Raw genomic sequence first — 20,155 nt, 5'->3', positions numbered from 1 at the left:
ATGTTACTACTAGAAAGTGTCAGAATGTCATGGGAGAACATCATTCATAACAAACTCCGCTCCTTCTTAACAATGCTTGGTATCGTAATTGGTGTAGCCTCAATTATAGCTCTTATTACAATTGTATCAGGTGCAACAAGTAGCATTAGTGATCAAATTAATTCTCTGGGTGTGAATAAAATTATGGTTAATGCGGTGGGAACTCCACTCAAGCAGGGTCTTAATGATACCGATATCAAGGCAATTTCACAAGTAGATAATATCGATGGAGTATCACCTACCATATCCGGTAAAACTACGGTCGTTAATGACGGAGTAGTAATGGATGACATTACGGTTCAAGGAAAGAATGAAGTTTATTTTAATACCGATACCAGTATACTAAAATCAGGTAGAGCAATTAACATATTGGATATTAACAGCAAAAATCAGGTCGCCGTTATCGGAGATGATATCGTAAAGAAGCTCTACTATGGGGTTAATCCAGTTGGAAAGAGCTTGAGAATAAACGGAGTAACATATACTGTAATCGGAACACTTGCTGCTTCCAATGGCTTTAGTATGAATTCAAATAATGATGCGGTGATTATTCCGTATACTACAGCACTTCGTAGCTTGGGTGTAAAGAATGTTACTAGCCTGGATGTATACCTAAATGACACCTCTATTGCGGATGACACCGTAATTGATATTAAAGGAGTTCTAAATGCTGCTTTTAACTATGATGAAGATGCATACACAGTATTCAACATGGGAGATATGATAGAAAGCTTCCAAACGATGATGGGTATGATGTCCATGCTTCTTGCAGGTATAGCTGCAATATCCTTAGTAGTTGGTGGAATTGGCATTATGAATATGATGCTTGTGTCAATTACCGAGAGAACGAAGGAAATCGGACTGCGTAAGGCACTTGGAGCTACTCCCGGAAGAATTCAGTTACAATTTATTATAGAATCCATCTTCTTGTCACTAATTGGTGGAATTATCGGACTGATTCTTGGTAGTATTATTGCTTTTATTGCTGCCACATTAATTGATATTAGCTTTTCCCTATCAGTGATGACAATCGTATTAGCGGTTGGCTTCTCTTCCGCAGTCGGAATCGTATTTGGTTATATGCCGGCTAGGAAAGCCAGCAGATTAAATCCGATTGATGCGTTAAGAAGTTTATAAATAACTCTAAATTAGTATAAAATCATAGTGAAGACACAGGTGAGTATCTCCTGTGTCTTTATAGAAGAAAGCTAACCAGAGATTTAAAAGTCAAAATTAAATATATGACTAAAAAGTTAGGAGGTATATCATGTTTCAAATTTTAATTGTGGATGATAATGACAGTATTCGTAACCTGATGAAAACATATCTAGTCAGAGATGGTTATAACGTGCTAAGTGCATCCGATGGACTAGAGGCACTGGATATCCTTGATAAAGAACATATCGATCTAATGATTGCTGACATTATGATGCCGAATATGGATGGATTCACCTTGACAAAGGAGCTAAGAGATTCCAATTACAACTTCCCGATTCTAATGGTTACCGCGAAAGAAAGTTTTGAAGATAAGAAAACAGGCTTTCAGGTTGGTACCGATGACTATATGGTTAAGCCGATTGATTTCGATGAAATGTTATTGCGTGTATCCGCATTACTGCGTAGAGCAAAAATAAGCAATGATCATAGGATTATAATTGGTGATATTGTACTTGATTATGATTTGCTTACGGTAAAAACGAAATCAGAAGAAATCCTCCTTCCAAAGAAAGAGTTTCTAATATTATTTAAACTCCTTAGTTATCCGAAAAAGATATTCACAAGGCAGGATCTCATGGATGAAATCTGGGGTCTAGATAATGAAACCGATGTCCGAACGGTAGATGTTCATATCAAACGTTTACGAGAGAAATTCGATGAACTTGAAGAATTTAAATTAATTACAGTCAGAGGTCTTGGCTACAAGGCAGAAAGGATGATATGAAAAAGTTATTTCCATTACAATCTATCTACGCAAAGTTTGTATTGATCTTTGTCGGTATATGGTGGCTGTTGAATTCACTGACCTTCGGTGCGGTATTTCACTTTATAACAAATGGTGTTGGACCTTATATTAAAATAGAGTTACTCACCACAAACAGTAAGCTTGTTGAACAAATCCATAGAATCCGTACTATGACAGGAATTGTATTTTTATGTAGTGCACTATTTGGAACCTTCTTAATTATTATAGTTGTTAGAAGTATAGTAAAACCAATCAAACTGTTATCCAAGGCTTCTAAGGAAGTTGCAAAAGGTAATTTTGATATTGAAATCCATAGTAATAATAGGGATGAAATTGGACAGTTAACATCTGATTTTAATATTATGACAAAGGAACTAAAGAACATTGATGTAATGAGAAAGGATTTTGTATCTAATGTATCGCATGAATTCCGGACTCCGATAACCTCAATAATTGGTTACGCAAAACTAATCAAGGATGGTAGAATGACGGACAAACAGCTAGAGGAATATAGTGAAATTATTATTAATGAAGGCGAGCGCTTATCTTTGTTATCCTCTAATTTATTAAAACTATCCGAACTAGATAGTAAAGTGATTCAGAATCAGTTCTCTGTTTATTACTTAGATGAACAGATTAGAAAATCCATTCTATTACTCGAAATCCAATGGACAAAGAAAAATCTATCTTTGGACATTGATTTGGATGAAATCTTATTTTTCGGAGATAAAAATTTGCTCCAACAGGTTTGGATAAACTTGATTCAGAATGCGATTAAGTTTTCTAATCAAGATGGAGAGATTGGAATTCATCTCAATATGAAGAATGAATGTGCTATATTTAAGGTGGTAAACCAGGGAACAAGAATTGAGGAGAAAGACAGAGAACGTGTTTTTGAACGTTTTTATAAAGGAGACAAATCCCGCACGAAGGATGGCTTCGGGCTGGGCTTAGTTTTAGTAAAGAAAATTGTGGAGTTATCCGGAGGTGTCATCTATTTCAATAGCACGAAAGAAGAGGGAACCACTTTCGTAGTGGAACTGCCGATTCTTGGTGATGTACAGGAGTAAAGATAAAAATCAGTGCGGTGTATTAATCTTAAACAAAAATCAAGATTAATTTTAGAATTAGTTATATAGACCAAAAGATTCTAGTTGAAGTGAATTTGTATCGGTATTCTTATACTTGTTATCTTCGTGCACTACAAAATGAAGTTCAACGCCACTTGTTAATATCCGAATGATTGCATTTTCGGATTTTTCATTATGTATTAATGTAAAGCTAATCTTATTTTGATTTAACGTTTTAATCGTTTTTACAAGGGTCAAATGCCTTGTGTTTTTAAATATCCATCTTTCTAAATTGATATTCTTCCCGGCATTAAATCGATAGTAATTATCACACCATATCAAAACTAATATGTCATTATCAAAATGAAATTCTATATTCCCATAAAGCCAAATAGAAAGGTTATTACCCATATAATTAATACTGTCAGGATCAGGGAAGTTATTTAATATCCATTCTTTTGTTTGACCAATTTTTATGCAGTCAAATTTCCCTTTGCTTATAAATTCGTATAAATTTACTTCAACTGGTTTTGTTAATAACATGATACCCCCTTAGTTCTAGTAATATAACTTTAAGTTTTTGATGATTTCTCAATTATACAATAAGTAGATTATTAATTGGAAATACCAACTTAATTTTTTTGTTATCTTTTTCGATGGAATTTAGTGTTATTCTCTATCTTAATACCTGATTTATCATACTTCATTTTGATCGGTGAGGATTCCTTTTTCTGAAATAAAAGATTGTTTCCCTCGACTAGAAATACATAAGTATATTGATCATCATCTGTTTTCATCGTCAATTTGCCATTTTCAATAGAATAACTGCCTCCTGTCATATAACTACTTAGTAAATCGTATGTGAATGTAAGCTTTTTATCAGATATTGTGACATAGGGTAGTGCGCCAGGATCTGCTTTATCTCGTACCATAATATAGGTTCCGTTCTTTACGATATCTGAATTATTGAAAGTACAACCTGTTAACAATATTATGAAAAGAATTACAAGGCTAATACATGATTTTCTCATTTAAAATTCTCCTTTTTAACTTAGGTATATAATCTATAAATCTAAAATATAACTCCCATTTATCATTTGATATTGATGCTTAAACTAATAGCTTTGCTTAATTTTGTTATAGTTACCGCCGTTACTCCTTGTAAAATATTGATTGTTTTAATAAGAATTTCCCGTTAAAATAATATACAAGGTAAATTTTAACATATAATACGACGAACTTAAAGTCAAAATTTGAATAATTCTTTCTCATTCCTAATAATTTTAATACCATAAAAGTACCATAAAATATGATTAAGATAAGGTCAATTGACAGGGTAAGTTCTAGTTTGCCATAGTAAACCTCTAGTCCCATGACAGTAAAGTAGTGGAGATCAAGAATGAATTGCTATGTTCTCTTAAAACTAATGCATTTTGGTGATTATAGGTGTAAAATTGGACTTAGGTAAGGAAAAAAGGGCGCAATTCAGCGCGAGTGAGATTTAGTCATTTTTTTGCCAGAGTAAATTCCACCCGTCAATGGAGTTATGTGATGCTGTGTCCCGGTTTGGTTTATTGGTGGTTAGATTTCATCTTTTGATAAGAAACATTTTAAGTCATCATTCCAGTATGTTTGATGTTCGGGGCCTTTCCAGTAGTCCCATGGGCCACTGGAATATCCAATCTCTAACCGATATGCTTGTAGGAAGTTGAGTGGCATATCGTCAGAATCTAAGTAATCCCATGGATTGGAATCGATGTCATGGCCTTTACGGACCCATTCACGTAGATTTTTGCGTTCATCTAGCGTCATTGGGACACATTCCTCCATTTCGTGAAGCGCTTCAAGGTTGATTTGATAACTAATGGATTTTTTATCGTACATCATAATTCGACCTCCTTATCAAAAATAGATTTATTGAGTGTCACATCCTGGGGAGGAATACGGTGGCACTCAAGTAAATCTAGAATGTCTTTGCCATAGAGGAAGGCAAACATATCGTAAGGAGATTTGTCACCAATACTTTCTCTGCTATACGAATTAATGTGATCCATCATTCGATTGATATCTTTCTGAGTATATGGCTCTAAATCAGTGCCTTTGGGCAAAAAACATCTTATAAATTCATGATTGCGCTCAGCCGATCCTTTCTGATAAGGTGCGTTGGGATTGCAATAAAAGATATGTGTTCTTTGGTTCCCCAACACATCAAACTCAATTGCCTTTGGGTTGGAGAACTCACTTCCATTGTCAGCGAGACATACTCGGAAAATCCGTGTGAAATATTTCGATCCTAGGTTTCGGTATAGTGCATTAAAAATCGCTATGACTGACTTAGAATCGTTATGATCACGGAGGAAAGCAAGCATCATTTCAGTATTCACAAAGTGAATTGTAAGCAGAACTTTTCCGCTTTTTTTGCCCTCAACAGAGTCGAGTTGAGTAATGGGGACATCCGGATGATTGGTTAGGAAGGCTTGAAAGCATTCATAATTGCGTCCAATGCGACATGATTTGTCCACTTTTAGCTGAATTGTTTTTTTGCGAGAATGGTAGCGAACTTTCCTAGGAAGATCAAGGTTCATTGCAGAAAGAACACGAGCATCTACTAATCGATAAATCGTGCGCTCACTGATCATGATGGAGTCACGATTTGTTACATAAATATGATGAGGAGACTGTTGTTGCTTGATAAGAGGAGAGATAAGATCATCAAGATACAGAACCTCTTCTTCGGAAAGAGAGATGCCAGATCTAGTCTCTGAAAGAATCAAGCGATATTCCTTATGAGCTTCTTCTGCATAGTAATAGCGTTTTTCGAGGCTGCATTGAAATCTTTTTGAGCATCCATTGCAGACATACGGTGGTTTTTCCAAAAGAAAGCATAGAGTTTTTTGAAAGTCCTTACAAAAAGAGTTGCACATGGAGCAGTGTTTACAAAGCTTGAATCTGCGATCGGCATTGCAGGGACTACAGAGGTGAGTTTTTGAACAGGAAAAGCGATGCTGACATGCATTGTAACGAGTGTGCATACCTCCGATACGTCGAAAGACTAGATGGGAACGTATCTCTTTTGAAATCGTCGTAGGATCCTTGAAAAGAACCCGCCCAATTTCCTTGAAGCATGTTTTGTCCTTTAGCATGGATTGGATAGTTGAGCGATCTTCTAGCGTTAAATGTTTATTATTGGCCATGTTGGTACCTCCTTATTTACCGGGACATAGCAACATAACTATAACATAAATGAGTTTGACAGATAAACTGTAAGGTAAACGGTATGGACATAGATTGCCAAAGTAAAATCAGCTTTTGAAAGATGCGGACTGGAATTTACTTTGGCAATTAACGATGATTAAGATAATGTATTATGTTTCATTATTACCCGACACTTCCCTGTTCTCAATCGTATTATTATTGAAAGGAGGCAAGACGATGATAAAAACTTTGTCGCGTACGGACAAGGAGATTGCGAATATCTACGCACGCCATATAAAAACTGTCTATCGTGTCTGCTTCGCTTATATGAAGAATAGTGCCGATACGGAGGATGCGGTTCAGGATACTTTTCTAAAGATGATCAGATATCATGTAGCCTTTGAGAGTGAAGAACACGAAAAGGCATGGTTGATTAGAACGGCTACGAATGTATGTAAAGATATCCTAAAGGCTTGGTGGCGCAAGCGAGAGAATATAGAAGACTATGCACAGTTGTATGGTGCCAGTGGTATCGAAATCGATGACACCCTAAAAGTTGTCATGAGCTTACCTGATAAATATAAGACAGTAGTATATCTGTATTATTATGAAGGTTATACAAGTGTGGAAATAGCTGATATTCTTCACAAACCGCAATCTACAATCCGTAACCATTTACATGAGGCTCGCAATGTCCTCAGAAAAGAATTAGGGAGTGATTTTAATGAAGAATAAAAGGATTATTGATTCCTGGAATAAAGTTAAGCCGGATAGTTTGGCGCAGGAGCGTATGTTACAGAATATAACATCACAGTCAGGCAAAAGAAAAATAATTATGTATTGGAAACCTTTCGCTATTGCAGCCGTAGCTTGTTTGGTGTTAATGGTTGGGGTGTTTATCAGTAATATTGACAGGGTTGGCACAAAACATGATACGTCATCAGAAGGGAAAACAGCTGATCTTGATCAGTTATCGAATGAGATTAAGGGGCTTCCGGTAAATAAATTCAAGTTGACGGAGATAACGTCGGATATGACAATGGATCGGATGGTTTTCTTCAGATTTGCGGATTTTTTTGGATATCATAAACACAGTTTTGTTATTGTAAAAGTAGCGAAAACAAAGTTGGTTCAGGCGAAAGGCACCGACACCGGCGATAAGCAGATTGCAACGGTAAAAACATTAAAGACAGTATTAGGGGAAAAGATTCCATCAACGCTTAATTTAACGCAATACTTATATGGCGGTTGTACAGGCGATGAGGTTACTAATTTATTACGCGAAGGCGGAGCGTATCTTCTTCCAATTGTAAAACACGAGGGAGAATATTATATAGGCGGAGATTTAGATGTATTGTTTGAGATAGATAATCAGGGAAAGATTTGGTCGCATTCTGATTACACTGATTTTAATCGTTATGACGGGAAAGATTATCAGGTGGTTACAAATCATATTATAAGTATGTCACAGGATGATAACCTGAAGTTGGCTAATTCGTCCTTTGGCATGGCAATGAGGGATTCGCAGTTGTTAGAGGTTACAGTTATGGCTGATCTTAAGAGGAAGAAGGTGGAATATGGCGGAACAGAACTTATATATACCGCCCATGTTGAGCGTGTATTATCAGGAGAAGAGCCAAAAGGTGAAATCTTGATAAGCGCTGATAATAACGAGACGGTTTTACTAAAAAAGGGGGAACGTTATCTTTTGTTTGTAAATAACTACGAAGGAAAGCATTATATGAATTCTTATATGGTTGCTCGTGTGAATCAAGATGGTACGATTAGCAACCTTGGAGATGAGGGTAGTGCATTTGAGGATTACAACGGTTATACCGTAGATAAGATATCTGAACTTGCGTTAAAGGTTATAAAGTTTTTAAAAAACTATGAACAATGATGCTATGATAAGTTATATATAATTGCCAAGGGGCTGTTGCAAAACCATTTATAAAATGATTTTACAATAGCCCTTTTTAAGCGCGAGACGGGGATTTGAATCCGAACGTACCTTTACAAGCACTGAAAGAAAGGAGTTTTCAGTGCATCATCGGAATAAGGTGATCATAAAGGTAATCAAGCCTAAATGCTAGCTTTACTAGTATAAACGAGGAATAAGAAGCTTTAAAATACTTATTTTATTTCAATACATCCTTCGGTATCTCTAGGTCTTTTGCTTTTAAGTAAATAACAACACGAATTGTCTTCTGAAATAGCAATATAATTAGATTTGGCATTGTCTAATAATGCTTTTTCGTTGATTAATCTCTTCTTCCAATTTGGCATATCTAATGGTGGTTGGAAATTTTCTGCAAATGCTTTTAAATCACTTTGGGTTAATTCTAGAACTAGTTTTTTAAAGTAATCTTTCTCATCACTGTTAATTAAATATTCAAGCTCTCTATAATTATCTAAGAGCTTTCTTTTTGTTGCATTTTTAACAGCCCATCTAGACCACCAATAATTATAAAACTCATATTTCCCTCTTATTCCGATACATAGAAAGGCTCTTCTTAAATCCGGAGAAATTTCAGTCTCTTTATTAAAATATTTTTCAAAAACTACTTGAGTATTTGAAAATAATGATGCATTAAATTTATTAAATATATATGAATCTTTATCATAGTCAATACAATGAAAAAGGAAACGGATACTACCTCTTAATAGTTCATTGTCTTCTCCTTTCCATAACAATAATTTTAAGTTCAGATCATCTTTAATAAGTTTTGCTTTAATCTTTTCTTCTTCCACTTGGTCTTTTGCAAATGTGGATTTAATAGTGCAATTATTGAGATAACTGTAAATATCTTTACAACCAACAGCTAATTCATTTATTAGATTAATTACACCTACAAAAGTTTGTGGACTTCTAATAATATCAGGCCTTTTACCATCTTTGTCAACATCACCTTGAGAGACAATATTTCTTATGACTCTCATCCATTCATAGAATTTTTCCTGATTGAATATATCGTTTCTTAATAAATATTCAGTTTGAGCATAAAATAATACTTTAGTTGTATATGAACTATCACTTTGAGATTGTGCACTTTGCCCTTCATCAAATACTATTGCAGAAAGGAATGAACTCTTTGGAGCATGTCTCCATAATGGGAATGGTAAATTAAGCATTTCTTGCTTATAAGTTTCACTACAATATAGTTCATAACATTGTTTTAAATAATAAAAAGTTTCAGGTGTTATGAAAGTACTATTAATCGACTCAGTATGGTCATTAAGTTTTTGTATTAGCTGAATTCTATCTTCTTTCTTTTCAATAGCTATTCTTAACATAACAATAGCAGTAATAAAACGCATATGTGCAACGTCTACGCTATAATCTCTTTTGTATCGTTCCCAAAAGTAATCAGTCCAATCAGTATCAATTTTAAAAGAAAATTTTTTGTTAGGTCCTTTATTGATTTCCCAATTTTCTTCGGAACATTTTTTTTGTAATCCAGCTTTAAAATGTTCAAATGAAGTTAATAATTTACCTCTTGCATTCATTTTAATATATAAATCATCTGTTAGACCAATATTCTCCAACTCTACATAATAAAAAGTTATATAATTTCCATTTGTTAAAATGTCCCATAATCCATTAATTCCGGAAAACCACTTATGTATTTTGTCGATACTATTAAGCATTGATTTAATTGTAGGGTCTTTTTTCCAAGATAGAAAAAACCAACTAGAGTCTATAATTTTATTTTTAATACTAATATCAGTATTATAAATCTTTAGTGGATTACTTACCAAATCTTTACAGAAATCTCTAGATGAAATTCTAGTCTCATAAGTAAAGTTTAATAATATATCTTTATCATCCTCACTAATTTTATCTATATCTCGCATATATGCATACCAGTATAATAAAAAAAGAGTAGTTAATCTTTGCTGCCCATCTAATGGTTGAAAATATCCATTTACAATATTACCATATATAAAATCAAGTCTAATATTTTTTTGATGGGTTATGCTATCATGAAGTGCTTCGAGAAAAAGTTCAAGTATCTCTATGCTTTCTTCCCTTCCTTGTGCATAATCTCTTTGTATAATAGGGATTTCAACTTTATGTTCACGTAATAAATCTATAAAAGAAATAATTTTTTCTTCACATTTATTATTTATCATCTTTACCTCCAGTTAAATAAACATCCAGAACAAAGTATAAATCCTGTTCATATTTTTCTCTATCATCTTGAGTCCAAAATGATATTTTAGGTGGGTAATCACTAAAATATTTTAAGAAAACATTTTTAGTGCAAATAGGAATAAAAACACCTGCTTTATCTCTATCAATTATAGTCTTACGTTTTATAGGGAAGACTGCATTTTTATATCCCCGATTTGTAACTGAATCCAATAAAGATAAATTAGTTATATCATTTATATCATCATCATTAAGATATTGATTAAAATGCATTACAATTTCTTCAAATAAATCTTTAAAAGTTGTATCATTTTGCAAATCACATTCTGTGGCTTTTTCCTTCAGTTTAGAACCTTCAAATGTTGAATTATCTATAAACGGAATAGCATCTTTTAACCATTCTTCACGATTTTTTTCAGGAATTGAATCTTTAATAGAAGTAATATGCTCAATATCCCAACTACCACTTTTATATAAATCAAACGGAAAATAGGAATTATCTTTAGTTGTTTTAATCATAGTTAATATATTATATAAAAGAAGAACTTTTTCAACATTTTTGTCACTATACTGTAATTCATCAAGTTTTACACTTTTAAGTTCATTTCTTATTGTATCATCAAGATAGTATTTAAAAGAGCTTTTTGTTGATGTAATAGAAATCTGATATAACTTTTTTATAGTAGTAGAATTAATACATATTAAATATCCAATTTTATGATATAACTCTCTGTCATCATACCAATCTACAAAACTCTGATAGTATTTTTTGACATCAATCCAATTGTCTTCAATATTTTTATCTGAAAGTTTTTTGCTAAAATATCTAAAAGTTGAATATATGTCCGTCATATCTAATTCATCGTTAATTAAGTCAAAAATAAACTCGATTCTGTTAGTTTCTTTTTTGTTTCCTGTTAGAAAAAACCATAGTCTATCTTCTTGTAACTTATGTTCTATATTATCCCATTCAGAAGCTATTTCTAACTGTCTTAATCTTAATTTTTCTTCACCTGATTTGTCAAAATTTGAACTGTTAAGAAATAGAGCCTTAATTAATTCGGCATTAGTTAAAGGGATTTTTCCAATATTTATACGTGTAAATATAGCGATTGAATCTTCTTCAAAACTCTCATACCATATGACCTTAGAAGAAAACTTGAATTTTGATCTGAATTCACCTCTATCGAAATTATTACCTCTAGTATCAAACCAATTACAAATTGTTTGATACGCTTTAGATATATAATAGAAATCTACATTATTATCATCGCAATAATTTTCATCATCTAATTCATTAAGAAATTTTTGTGTATTTAATCTTGTTTCATAATTTAACGGAAATAACTTATCTCTCTTTTTTTCAATAAAATCTTGATTTAAATAATGCAATACTAAAAAAATACTAGTTAATCTTTGTTGGCCATCAATTACTTCGTATTGTCCATCGTTTCTTTTTTTTACGACAATAGGCTGTAAACAATACCAAGTTTTTTCTCCGGTTTCTTCATTAACTAGACGTGGTATAAACTCGTTAATATCATTAAGTAAGTCATTTACTTCTTTATGAGACCACCTATACCCTCTTTGATATGCAGGTATGTAAAACGAGTATTCACTTAACTCGTTTATTGTTTTAAGTAATAATACATTATCCATAAATCAATCTTATACAATGATGGTTACAAAATCATTGTATTTATCCTTTCTTTCTTTTATAGAATTATTGAATTATTGGTTATATAAAATTATATTTTGTCCAAAAGCTGTAAAATTCTATTAGTATAATATTACCATATATTTTGCCGTTGTCTACATACAAAAATCAAAAGTTTAAATAATATACAAGTATAATAAATGACGTATAATAAATGATTTCATTATGTGCGAAACGGGGATTCTCCCCGTGCCTCCTCGCATGGTTTTTACTCATCAGGATTGCATCCTCTTCGTAAAGCCCTCAGAAGAATAAGAATCTCGGCATGAGAGCCTCAATTCTTATTCTTCTAAATGTTCGGTCTGTATGAGATCAAATCTAGTCTTACATTTGAATAACAAAAAAGGAACCTTCTTTCGAAGATTCCTTTTTTCATATTAAGCGCGAGACGGGATTCGAACCCGCGACCCTCGCCTTGGCAAGGCGATACTCCACCACTGAGCCACTCGCGCATTTGTTTGTGCAATTGTGTTGCGCAAGACATAGAATATAATAAATTGAGCGTTTTGTCAATACTAATTTGATATTTTTTTATTGGAATTGACCATTTTTTCTTTTTTATATTTAACCAAAACCAGATATCGGCAACGCCTTACTTGTTATGGAAATTATTCGTATGAGCGTTATGTTTTAGACATAAGGATTTTCATAATCTATGTACAAGGTACTATAGTAATGCTATAATTTGGATAAATGTAAAAATAAAGGAGTATATATGTTCAAGGATAATCAAAAAATGCGATATTTGTATATCGACAACCTAAAATTATTGATGATAATATTTGTTATATTGGTACATACAGCAGTTACATTTAGTGGAATAGGAAGCTGGTATGTAACAGAGGAAGGAAGCTTGGATACCGTATCGACGGTGTTTTTTGGGCTGTTTCAGTCGTTTACACAAGCATATTTCATGGGTATCTTATTCCTGCTATCCGGTTATTTTGTATCTAGATCTTATGATAAAAAGGGATGCAAAAAATTCCTGGCGGATCGTTTCATTCGATTAGGGATTCCAACGTTAATCTATATGCTGATAATTAATCCATTTATCTGGTATATGTTAAATTATATGGATCACGAACAAGTAGGGAAGCAGTATCTCCACTATATTGTTAGCCTTACATTCGTCGGAGAGAGTGGACCTCTATGGTTTGCATTTGCTCTATTGATTTTTAATTGTATCTACGCGGTTATCCGTGTAATTATGAAGAACAAATTGAAGTCGGACAATACGAAAATGAAATTACCTGGAAGAGTATCCGTATTTATACTGATAATCACCATTTCAGTTATTGCTTTCTTAATAAGGTTGATTCAACCAATTGATACCAATATTCTTAATATGCAGTTATGCTTTTTTGCACAATACATAGTACTGTTTATTGTCGGAGTAAAGGCCGGACGAAATGATTGGTTTTCACAGATTGGCTATAAAATGGGGAGGAATTGGTTGATCGCTGCATTTGGGGTAGGAATACCATTATGGTTAATTCTTATGGTTACAGGTGGTGCCTTGGATGTAGGGTTTGACATTTATAAGGGAGGATTTACTTGGCAGAGTGCAGCCTATGCTACATGGGAATCCTTTGTCGCCGTTGCGATGTCAATTGGCTTAATAGGAATATTTCTAAAGAGACATAATAGACAGTCCTCTTTAATAAAGACAATGTCTGATTCAGCCTTTGGCGTTTATGTATTCCATCCACCAATCTTAATCGGAGTGTCTATGTTGTTTCTCCATACAGAGATCCATCCTTTGATAAAATTCTTTGGAACCGGTATGATTGCGATACCCCTATGCTTTTTGTTCTCTTATATAATCAAGAAGATACGCATTTTAAACAAGGTCATATATTAAAAGGTGGATATGAGAAGTATATCATGTTGAACAGGATTTACTATAATGCAAAAATGCTCTTACAACATAAAAAAGCTCCGGACTAAGCTTACGCTTTAGTCCGGAGCTTTTATGCAGTTACAATTATGCTAACTGAACGTTAACAGCCTGTAAACCACGTGCACCCTGAGCAATATCAAAAGTTACATTCTGATTTTCCTCTAAAGTTTTAAAACCATCAACAGCGATTCCTGAGAAATGTACGAATACATCTTCACCATTCTCGTTGTTAGTGATAAATCCAAATCCCTTTTGTGCGTTAAACCATTTTACTGTACCTTTGTTCATGAAAGATACCTCCTAATATATTTTTTATTATTTTCGGCGAATATTAAAAATCACATATTTTTATAAATCATCAATGAGTGTTAATGATTTATAAAAATATGTGAATCTAAAATTACATCTCATATAACATACTTATCTTATTATGAAATGAAGAGAAAGTCAACATATTTTTATGTTTATTCTGTAAGTATATTATTCTATATTTTCAATTTATTCCTTGTTTGATGTCTTAAAATGGTTTAATTACAGTGATTTCAGGCATATATTATGATATTTCGGGGGATTTATCGCATGAAACAATTTGTGCATTATATGATACGAAGGAAAGTTCCGAAATAGTAAACCGGAAGAAATCTGCATGTGCATTCCTTCCGGCTAGTATCCATAATCCTTATGGTTGAGAGAATGGTTCGACATATCTTTTTGATATTGTGGTTACGCATCGTCCTCTTTGGATGACAGGGTTTGATAAATTCCAATTGCGGAGATTGTACATAACCCCAAACCTAATAAAACACCAAATACATTACCGATATGATATAACATTAACATCTTTGTTGCCTCCGGCTTTGGTCGTTATATTATATGATTAATGCATCGAATTCATGAAATGATCATTAGAAGAGCTATATTTCATTCGATTGAGAATCTACCTTCGGGTTTGAACGTTCCATATCATCGAATAGACTCTCTAGGAACTCTTCATCGATTTCTCCCAATTGAATAAAGTCATAATCACCATTATAATCCTGTGCCAAACGATTGAGTTTAAGTGTCTCTAAGTTCAGCCACTCAGGGGAGATTCGAAATGTTTTTTGAACATATACTTGATTAAAATATTTCTTAATTAGATTTAATTCCTTCGCTGCGCCACTGTTATCGATATAAACAGCTTTATCATATCCATGTTCTACTGCAGCGGTTTTAAAGGATAAGGCGTTGTCCTTGTCTTCAAATTGCACCGTAAATATCATAGGGTGCTGTTTGGAAAAATCAAAGTGTTGCTCCTCGAGGGTTTCAATTATCTGTTCATTTTTAAGTTTAATCAAGCTTATAATATCCGGATACAATTCGGTTTTATAAGTGTCCCAATGAATGTCAGTGGTAAGTGTGACCTGATAAGGGCGGACAAGATGCTTATTTAAAAATCGATCAATTGCTTTAATCTGTTTATCAGATTTACAATAAAGGTACATCAGAAAGACTCTTTTATTAAGATCAAATCTAACTCCTGCAATAATAATCTTTTTATTTTTACAAAAGAAAGCAGAGTCATCACTAAAGCCTTCAAATATGTCTGGAACGTCTTTTTCTTGAAAATGAATCTCTGCAATTGCTAACTTTGTATATTCAAGTATCGGACAAAGGTCATATAATACAAGATTTGTTCCGACTATGATATCCTCCTTGTCATAATACGTCAGAGTCCGGTTTGGTTCCTTCGATATGTATCGAATCAAACGATAAAATGATAGGATTAAAAGGAGAAGGATACAAATTAGTAAAATTATAAATAAAGGGATAGAGATCTGTTTCATTCGCATTAATAGTATATATACAAAATAGCTAGCAACAACGAGAATAATACTAGCTAGAATACTAATTAGGAAGCGAATTATCCCATATATCAACAGGATGGAAGATGTGAATAACCCTGCAAATGATAATATCATAAGCCAATACACCCAAGAAGTCAGAAATGTGGTAGCATTATCCCCGGAATTTGAGCCGATGATTAGTCCGATAACACTTACGGCATATAATATGATGCTCAGAGTAATTCTAAAATAGCGAAGCATCGGAGAGGCATTTGCCAAACTATATGGTTTTTCTGAATTATTCAAACCATTATTGTACTCGACATAAGTATCGTAATTTACTGGGCTTTCATTCAAGCCATCCACACCAAATGATTTTTGATAAAGTTCATCTAGGGAGAGTAAAGGAGTTGTGTCTTGTGCACGATTATCAATGAAATCTCTGGCTAGTTGAGGAATACGTAACACGATAGTGAGTAATACAAAGATTGCGATAGAAACGGAGTTAAATACCTCTTTATCCAGAAAAGACGGTAATGGAATAAAGCGTTGCATCAAAAGTCTGAGTATAATCGCCAAAACCAGGAAGAGATAATAAACGATACTCATAACGAACCCGGATATTCCTTTAAAAAAGTAGATACAGCCAATCATCAAATGAATTGCAAGAATTACAATTAATGTAGTCTGTATAAAATTTTGTTTTACTAATAATATAAATGGTAGTATTAAAATTGTGGAAATCAGAAAAAATATGCTGGAAAATGATTTCTTGTGTTTTTCAAGTGTGTTAAGCAAATAAAAAAACCTCCTGAATGAGTATGGATTTTGGTCAATTCTATTTTAATGTAATTTTCGGTATGGATCGGTTGATTATACGATTGCTGATCTTGAGTGCCTCTTTACGATCCGTGGCAGGAGAGGAGAGCATTAAACCGTTTTTTGTAGACCAGGTTTTCGTGTTTTGAATCGTGTTTTCGGATACAGCTACTGTGATTTCATTCATACCATTCATTGTGTAAAGCGTTCCGTAACTTGTATATTCACCGAGACTCTTGTCATAATACATAAGCACAGCAGCCCCGTTTTTATTTAAACGGATATCAATCTTATCTAGTAGCTTATCATTGATGGTAATAGAGCCTGTAAACTTATCCCCACGAAAGAGTCCCTTCGCATAGTATCCATGAAAGGAAACTTTCATCGCTTCACAATAGGAGGTATCTCCTAATCGGAACATAATTGACTCGTAGCTTTTGTCCATCTTTTTGGGTAAGTAATAAATCACACTAATAAGAATTAGTAGGATAATCAACATTATGATGGGGTTTTTCTGTGTTTTTTCATTTTATTCTCCACTATATTGTATTTATTGTCTACCTTGGTGCAAACAATTACTACAATTATAACATAGGGGTAATATTTATGAAAACTGAAACATATAAACATAATCTATATTGTGAAATCCTCATTGTGGAAGTTACTATAGTATCTGCCTTTGATGGCTGTAAATTTTAACACACAATAATCCGGATCGGTAACGCCACCGGGATAATACATCGTATCTCCGCTACGCCATATTCTCTCTTTGTCCTCAGCTGTTTCGAGAATTTCTATCGTACCAATCAGGCTCACTCCACGATAAAAGCGTTTATCAAGGAAATAGATGCTGGCTTTTGAGTTGTTTCGAAAATATTTAACTTTATTCGACGATGTATTCGTAGTAAACCAGAATTCCTTAATTCCATCACGCTCTCTGGGAGAAAGCATGGCTTTAGTAATTGGAAAGCCCTCTTCGTCTGTGTAACTAATCATTGCAGTGCTGCTTTTGTCGATTAAGTTTCCTATTGTTTGTACCGGATTTCTCATCATATACGTATCTCCAAATTTAGGTTTTCTGTTAGTTGTTTGTAAATTGGTTTGTAAATTATAATGCATAATCTTAACCAATATAACGTGGATTGGAATAAGATTACAGTTATTACCCTAGTTTACCATAATAAGGCAATAAATGGAATATATTTTTCTTCGGTTGTTGTTAAGAATGGAAATTTTGTTGAGTTTTGTTGAGAATCTAGAGAAGGCACCCGGTTCAATTATTACGATAGAGTAATTATGAATGAATGTAAGCTGATATCTCCTATAGCAGATACATATTCGGTGTGAACGTATTGATCTAGCATTGACATGTAGATGTTGTAAATATATTCCACATAGGTTAAACTGTAGTTGGGTAACTAAAGTTATATGAACAGGGAAGGGGATCTGTCTATGAAACGAAAACTCATCAGTTTAATACTTATTTTCTGTCTGATTTTTACCGGATGTTCTAAACCGACGGACGAAAAAAATCCTCAGAACAATTTAACAAAGACACCGATTACTAAGACACCGATTACAAAGGCACCGGCAAGAACGGTGGAAGAGATACTCAAAGGGATGACATTGGATCAGAAGGCAGCACAGATGGTACAGGGGGCAGTTTACAATATAACCGCCAAAGATATGAAAAAATACGATTATGGAAGCATTCTTTCTACCTATGGGGATAATGCAATGGATGCAACCCAGTGGAAGAATATAATTTTGGATTATCAAAAGAATGCGTTAAAGTCAAAGGCGGGTATCCCATATATCTACGGCAATGATGCGGTTCATGGGGTAAATACATGCACAGATACAGTAATATTTCCTCATAACATCGGTATCGGCGCAGCAAATGACGAGAAGCTAACTTATGAGATGGGTAAGGCGGTGGCAAACGAAGCCAAGTTAACCAGAATGTTATGGACTTTTTCACCCTGTGTGGCTGCGAGCCAGGATCCGAGATGGGGACGCACTTATGAAAGTTATTCCTCTCAGACGGATATCGTAGCGAAGCTCGGGACGTCATTTGCAAAAGGCTTGATGGAGGAAGGAATCTTGCCCTGTGCGAAGCATTTCTTCGGTGATGGAAATGTAATGTATGGAACAGGGGAGAGCTCGGATGGAATCAGTCGCATAATCGACCGTGGAGATGCCAAACTCACAGATACTGAGATACAGGATCTATTAAAAGTATATCAGTCGTTAATAGATGCAGGTGTGAAGACTGTTATGATAAGTCATAGCAGTTTAAATGGTGTAAAAATGCATGCAAATGAGAGATATATCTCGATACTAAAGAAAGATATGGGCTTTAAAGGATTTATCGTAAGTGACTGGGATTCGATACATAATATACCAGGTGATACGTTGAAGGATCAAACAATCACTGCAATTAATGCCGGTATCGATATGTTGATGGAGGATAGTGATTATGAACAATGTCGTCAGTATATCGTTGAGGCAGTAAATGCAGGAAGTATCGCCATGGAACGTGTTAATGATGCGGTAAGCCGGATACTCTCTGTTAAAAAAGAGATGGGGATACTAGATGATCCAATGATGGAAAAGGTTACATCAAAAGTAGATAAAACCGGAACAAAAGAATACCGTGATTTAGCAAAGAAGCTTGTAGAAGAGAGTATGGTTCTGCTAAAAAATGATAATAATATTCTCCCAATCAAAAAAGGTAGTAAGATATTTGTAACCGGCCCTGCCGCTAATGATGTGGGTGTTCAGTGTGGTGGGTGGACAATTACCTGGTCCGGCAAGACAGATGTGGATAACACGGACAAATGGATCCCAGAGGGAACTACAATTTTGGAAGGCTTAAAAGACATCGCAAAGGAATATGATTTGACGATTATAACCGATAAAAAGAAGGCGGCCGATGCTGACATAACCCTGCTCTGTCTTGGTGAAAAGCCTTATGCAGAGTGGGAGGGTGACAGCGAAGATATCAGCATTACCGGTGCATTAGCACTTGATGGGAATGCAGATGCGATTAAGCTTGCCGATTCCCTCGGTCATCCTACGATAGCTTTGATGGTAGCGGGAAGAAATGTCATTATGACTGACTATATGAAGAAGTGGGATAGTATTGTGATGTGCTATCTGCCCGGAAGCGAGGGAGGCGGGGTAGCAAATGTTTTAACCGGTAAAAGCGATTTTAAAGGAACCCTCCCAATGCCTTATTATTCAAATACCAAGGATATTAGAACGAATAACGTATTATATACGGTAGGCTATGGTCTTAAATATAGCAAATAGGTATTTGTGTAGAGTTTCTTTTGTCGATTTTAATGAAATTTATTGGTAGAATTGCTTATATACTTAAGGAAAAGGTTCGAGGACTCTGATTTATCAGATATAACTTGAACCTTTTTTACCCAACAAAATTGTATTTTTCGATACATAATCGACATAAT

17 protein-coding genes and 1 tRNA gene are annotated in these 20,155 nt (G+C 34.1%); 7 read left to right on the top strand and 11 right to left on the bottom strand.

Going from position 1 to position 20,155, the window contains the following annotated elements:
* The 3 genes from AC6IWN_RS12800 to AC6IWN_RS12790 all read left to right on the top strand — a co-directional run bounded on the left by AC6IWN_RS12800 (position 1) and on the right by AC6IWN_RS12790 (position 3,072).
* Positions 1 to 1,176: an ABC transporter permease gene (locus tag AC6IWN_RS12800; protein ID WP_497987800.1), complete on the top strand. Its 1,176-nt coding sequence runs from the start codon at positions 1 to 3 to the stop codon at positions 1,174 to 1,176.
* Positions 1,177 to 1,306: 130 nt separating this feature from the next.
* Positions 1,307 to 1,981, top strand: a complete 675-nt coding sequence (locus AC6IWN_RS12795; RefSeq protein ID WP_497987799.1) for a response regulator transcription factor — start codon at positions 1,307 to 1,309, stop codon at positions 1,979 to 1,981.
* Positions 1,978 to 3,072, top strand: a complete 1,095-nt coding sequence (locus AC6IWN_RS12790; protein ID WP_497987798.1) for a sensor histidine kinase — start codon at positions 1,978 to 1,980, stop codon at positions 3,070 to 3,072. The genes AC6IWN_RS12795 and AC6IWN_RS12790 overlap by 4 nt, the downstream gene beginning before the upstream one ends.
* Positions 3,073 to 3,129: 57 nt before the next feature.
* Here AC6IWN_RS12790 and AC6IWN_RS12785 read toward each other — a convergent pair whose 3' ends face one another.
* The 4 genes from AC6IWN_RS12785 to AC6IWN_RS12770 form a co-directional block, all read right to left on the bottom strand.
* Positions 3,130 to 3,615 (bottom strand): hypothetical protein, encoded by a 486-nt coding sequence (locus tag AC6IWN_RS12785; RefSeq protein WP_497987797.1) that lies wholly within the window; start codon positions 3,613 to 3,615, stop codon positions 3,130 to 3,132.
* A gap of 101 nt (positions 3,616 to 3,716) precedes the next feature.
* Positions 3,717 to 4,103 (bottom strand): hypothetical protein, encoded by a 387-nt coding sequence (locus AC6IWN_RS12780; RefSeq protein WP_497987796.1) that lies wholly within the window; start codon positions 4,101 to 4,103, stop codon positions 3,717 to 3,719.
* A 550-nt stretch (positions 4,104 to 4,653) separates the two neighbouring features.
* Positions 4,654 to 4,959, bottom strand: a complete 306-nt coding sequence (locus tag AC6IWN_RS12775) for a hypothetical protein (RefSeq protein WP_497987795.1) — start codon at positions 4,957 to 4,959, stop codon at positions 4,654 to 4,656.
* Complete coding sequence (locus AC6IWN_RS12770) at positions 4,956 to 6,266, bottom strand: IS30 family transposase (protein WP_497987794.1); 1,311 nt, start codon at positions 6,264 to 6,266, stop codon at positions 4,956 to 4,958. Before AC6IWN_RS12770 ends, AC6IWN_RS12775 begins: the two co-directional genes overlap by 4 nt.
* A 238-nt stretch (positions 6,267 to 6,504) precedes the next feature.
* On the opposite strand from AC6IWN_RS12770, the gene AC6IWN_RS12765 reads away from it, so the two are divergent.
* The gene (locus tag AC6IWN_RS12765; RefSeq protein ID WP_497987793.1) at positions 6,505 to 7,002 is read left to right on the top strand and encodes an RNA polymerase sigma factor; all 498 of its coding nucleotides are present in this window, start codon (positions 6,505 to 6,507) and stop codon (positions 7,000 to 7,002) included.
* Positions 6,992 to 8,167: a hypothetical protein gene (locus tag AC6IWN_RS12760; RefSeq protein ID WP_497987792.1), complete on the top strand. Its 1,176-nt coding sequence runs from the start codon at positions 6,992 to 6,994 to the stop codon at positions 8,165 to 8,167. Before AC6IWN_RS12765 ends, AC6IWN_RS12760 begins: the two co-directional genes overlap by 11 nt.
* Positions 8,168 to 8,400: 233 nt before the next feature.
* Here AC6IWN_RS12760 and AC6IWN_RS12755 read toward each other — a convergent pair whose 3' ends face one another.
* The 3 genes from AC6IWN_RS12755 to AC6IWN_RS12745 all read right to left on the bottom strand — a co-directional run bounded on the left by AC6IWN_RS12755 (position 8,401) and on the right by AC6IWN_RS12745 (position 12,589).
* Positions 8,401 to 10,401, bottom strand: a complete 2,001-nt coding sequence (locus tag AC6IWN_RS12755; RefSeq protein WP_497987791.1) for a GmrSD restriction endonuclease domain-containing protein — start codon at positions 10,399 to 10,401, stop codon at positions 8,401 to 8,403.
* Entirely contained in the window at positions 10,391 to 12,079 is a 1,689-nt protein-coding gene (locus tag AC6IWN_RS12750; protein ID WP_497987790.1) for a DUF262 domain-containing protein, read from the bottom strand. The genes AC6IWN_RS12755 and AC6IWN_RS12750 overlap by 11 nt, the downstream gene beginning before the upstream one ends.
* A gap of 438 nt (positions 12,080 to 12,517) precedes the next feature.
* Positions 12,518 to 12,589, bottom strand: a tRNA-Gly gene (locus AC6IWN_RS12745).
* Positions 12,590 to 12,852: 263 nt separating this feature from the next.
* Here AC6IWN_RS12745 and AC6IWN_RS12740 point away from each other — a divergent pair.
* The gene (locus AC6IWN_RS12740; RefSeq protein ID WP_497987789.1) at positions 12,853 to 13,998 is read left to right on the top strand and encodes an acyltransferase; all 1,146 of its coding nucleotides are present in this window, start codon (positions 12,853 to 12,855) and stop codon (positions 13,996 to 13,998) included.
* Between the two features lie 123 nt (positions 13,999 to 14,121).
* Here the strand turns inward: AC6IWN_RS12740 and AC6IWN_RS12735 are convergent, their stop codons facing one another.
* The 4 genes from AC6IWN_RS12735 to AC6IWN_RS12720 all read right to left on the bottom strand — a co-directional run bounded on the left by AC6IWN_RS12735 (position 14,122) and on the right by AC6IWN_RS12720 (position 17,732).
* On the bottom strand, positions 14,122 to 14,325 hold the full coding sequence (locus AC6IWN_RS12735) for a cold-shock protein (protein ID WP_497987788.1): 204 nt from the start codon (positions 14,323 to 14,325) through the stop codon (positions 14,122 to 14,124).
* A gap of 626 nt (positions 14,326 to 14,951) precedes the next feature.
* Positions 14,952 to 16,661 (bottom strand): ribonuclease E inhibitor RraB, encoded by a 1,710-nt coding sequence (locus AC6IWN_RS12730; RefSeq protein WP_497987787.1) that lies wholly within the window; start codon positions 16,659 to 16,661, stop codon positions 14,952 to 14,954.
* Between the two features lie 40 nt (positions 16,662 to 16,701).
* Positions 16,702 to 17,103, bottom strand: coding sequence for a hypothetical protein (locus AC6IWN_RS12725; RefSeq protein ID WP_497987786.1), 402 nt, complete (start codon positions 17,101 to 17,103; stop codon positions 16,702 to 16,704).
* Positions 17,104 to 17,315: 212 nt separating this feature from the next.
* Positions 17,316 to 17,732 (bottom strand): pyridoxamine 5'-phosphate oxidase family protein, encoded by a 417-nt coding sequence (locus tag AC6IWN_RS12720; protein WP_497992206.1) that lies wholly within the window; start codon positions 17,730 to 17,732, stop codon positions 17,316 to 17,318.
* A gap of 402 nt (positions 17,733 to 18,134) precedes the next feature.
* Between AC6IWN_RS12720 and AC6IWN_RS12715 the strand changes: the two genes are divergently transcribed.
* Positions 18,135 to 19,997, top strand: coding sequence for a glycoside hydrolase family 3 protein (locus AC6IWN_RS12715; RefSeq protein ID WP_497987785.1), 1,863 nt, complete (start codon positions 18,135 to 18,137; stop codon positions 19,995 to 19,997).
* Positions 19,998 to 20,155 lie beyond the last annotated feature (158 nt).

It is taken from the genome of Variimorphobacter sp. HTMS_6, from assembly GCF_059717775.1.
This window is presented reverse-complemented; position numbering and strand designations above follow the sequence as displayed.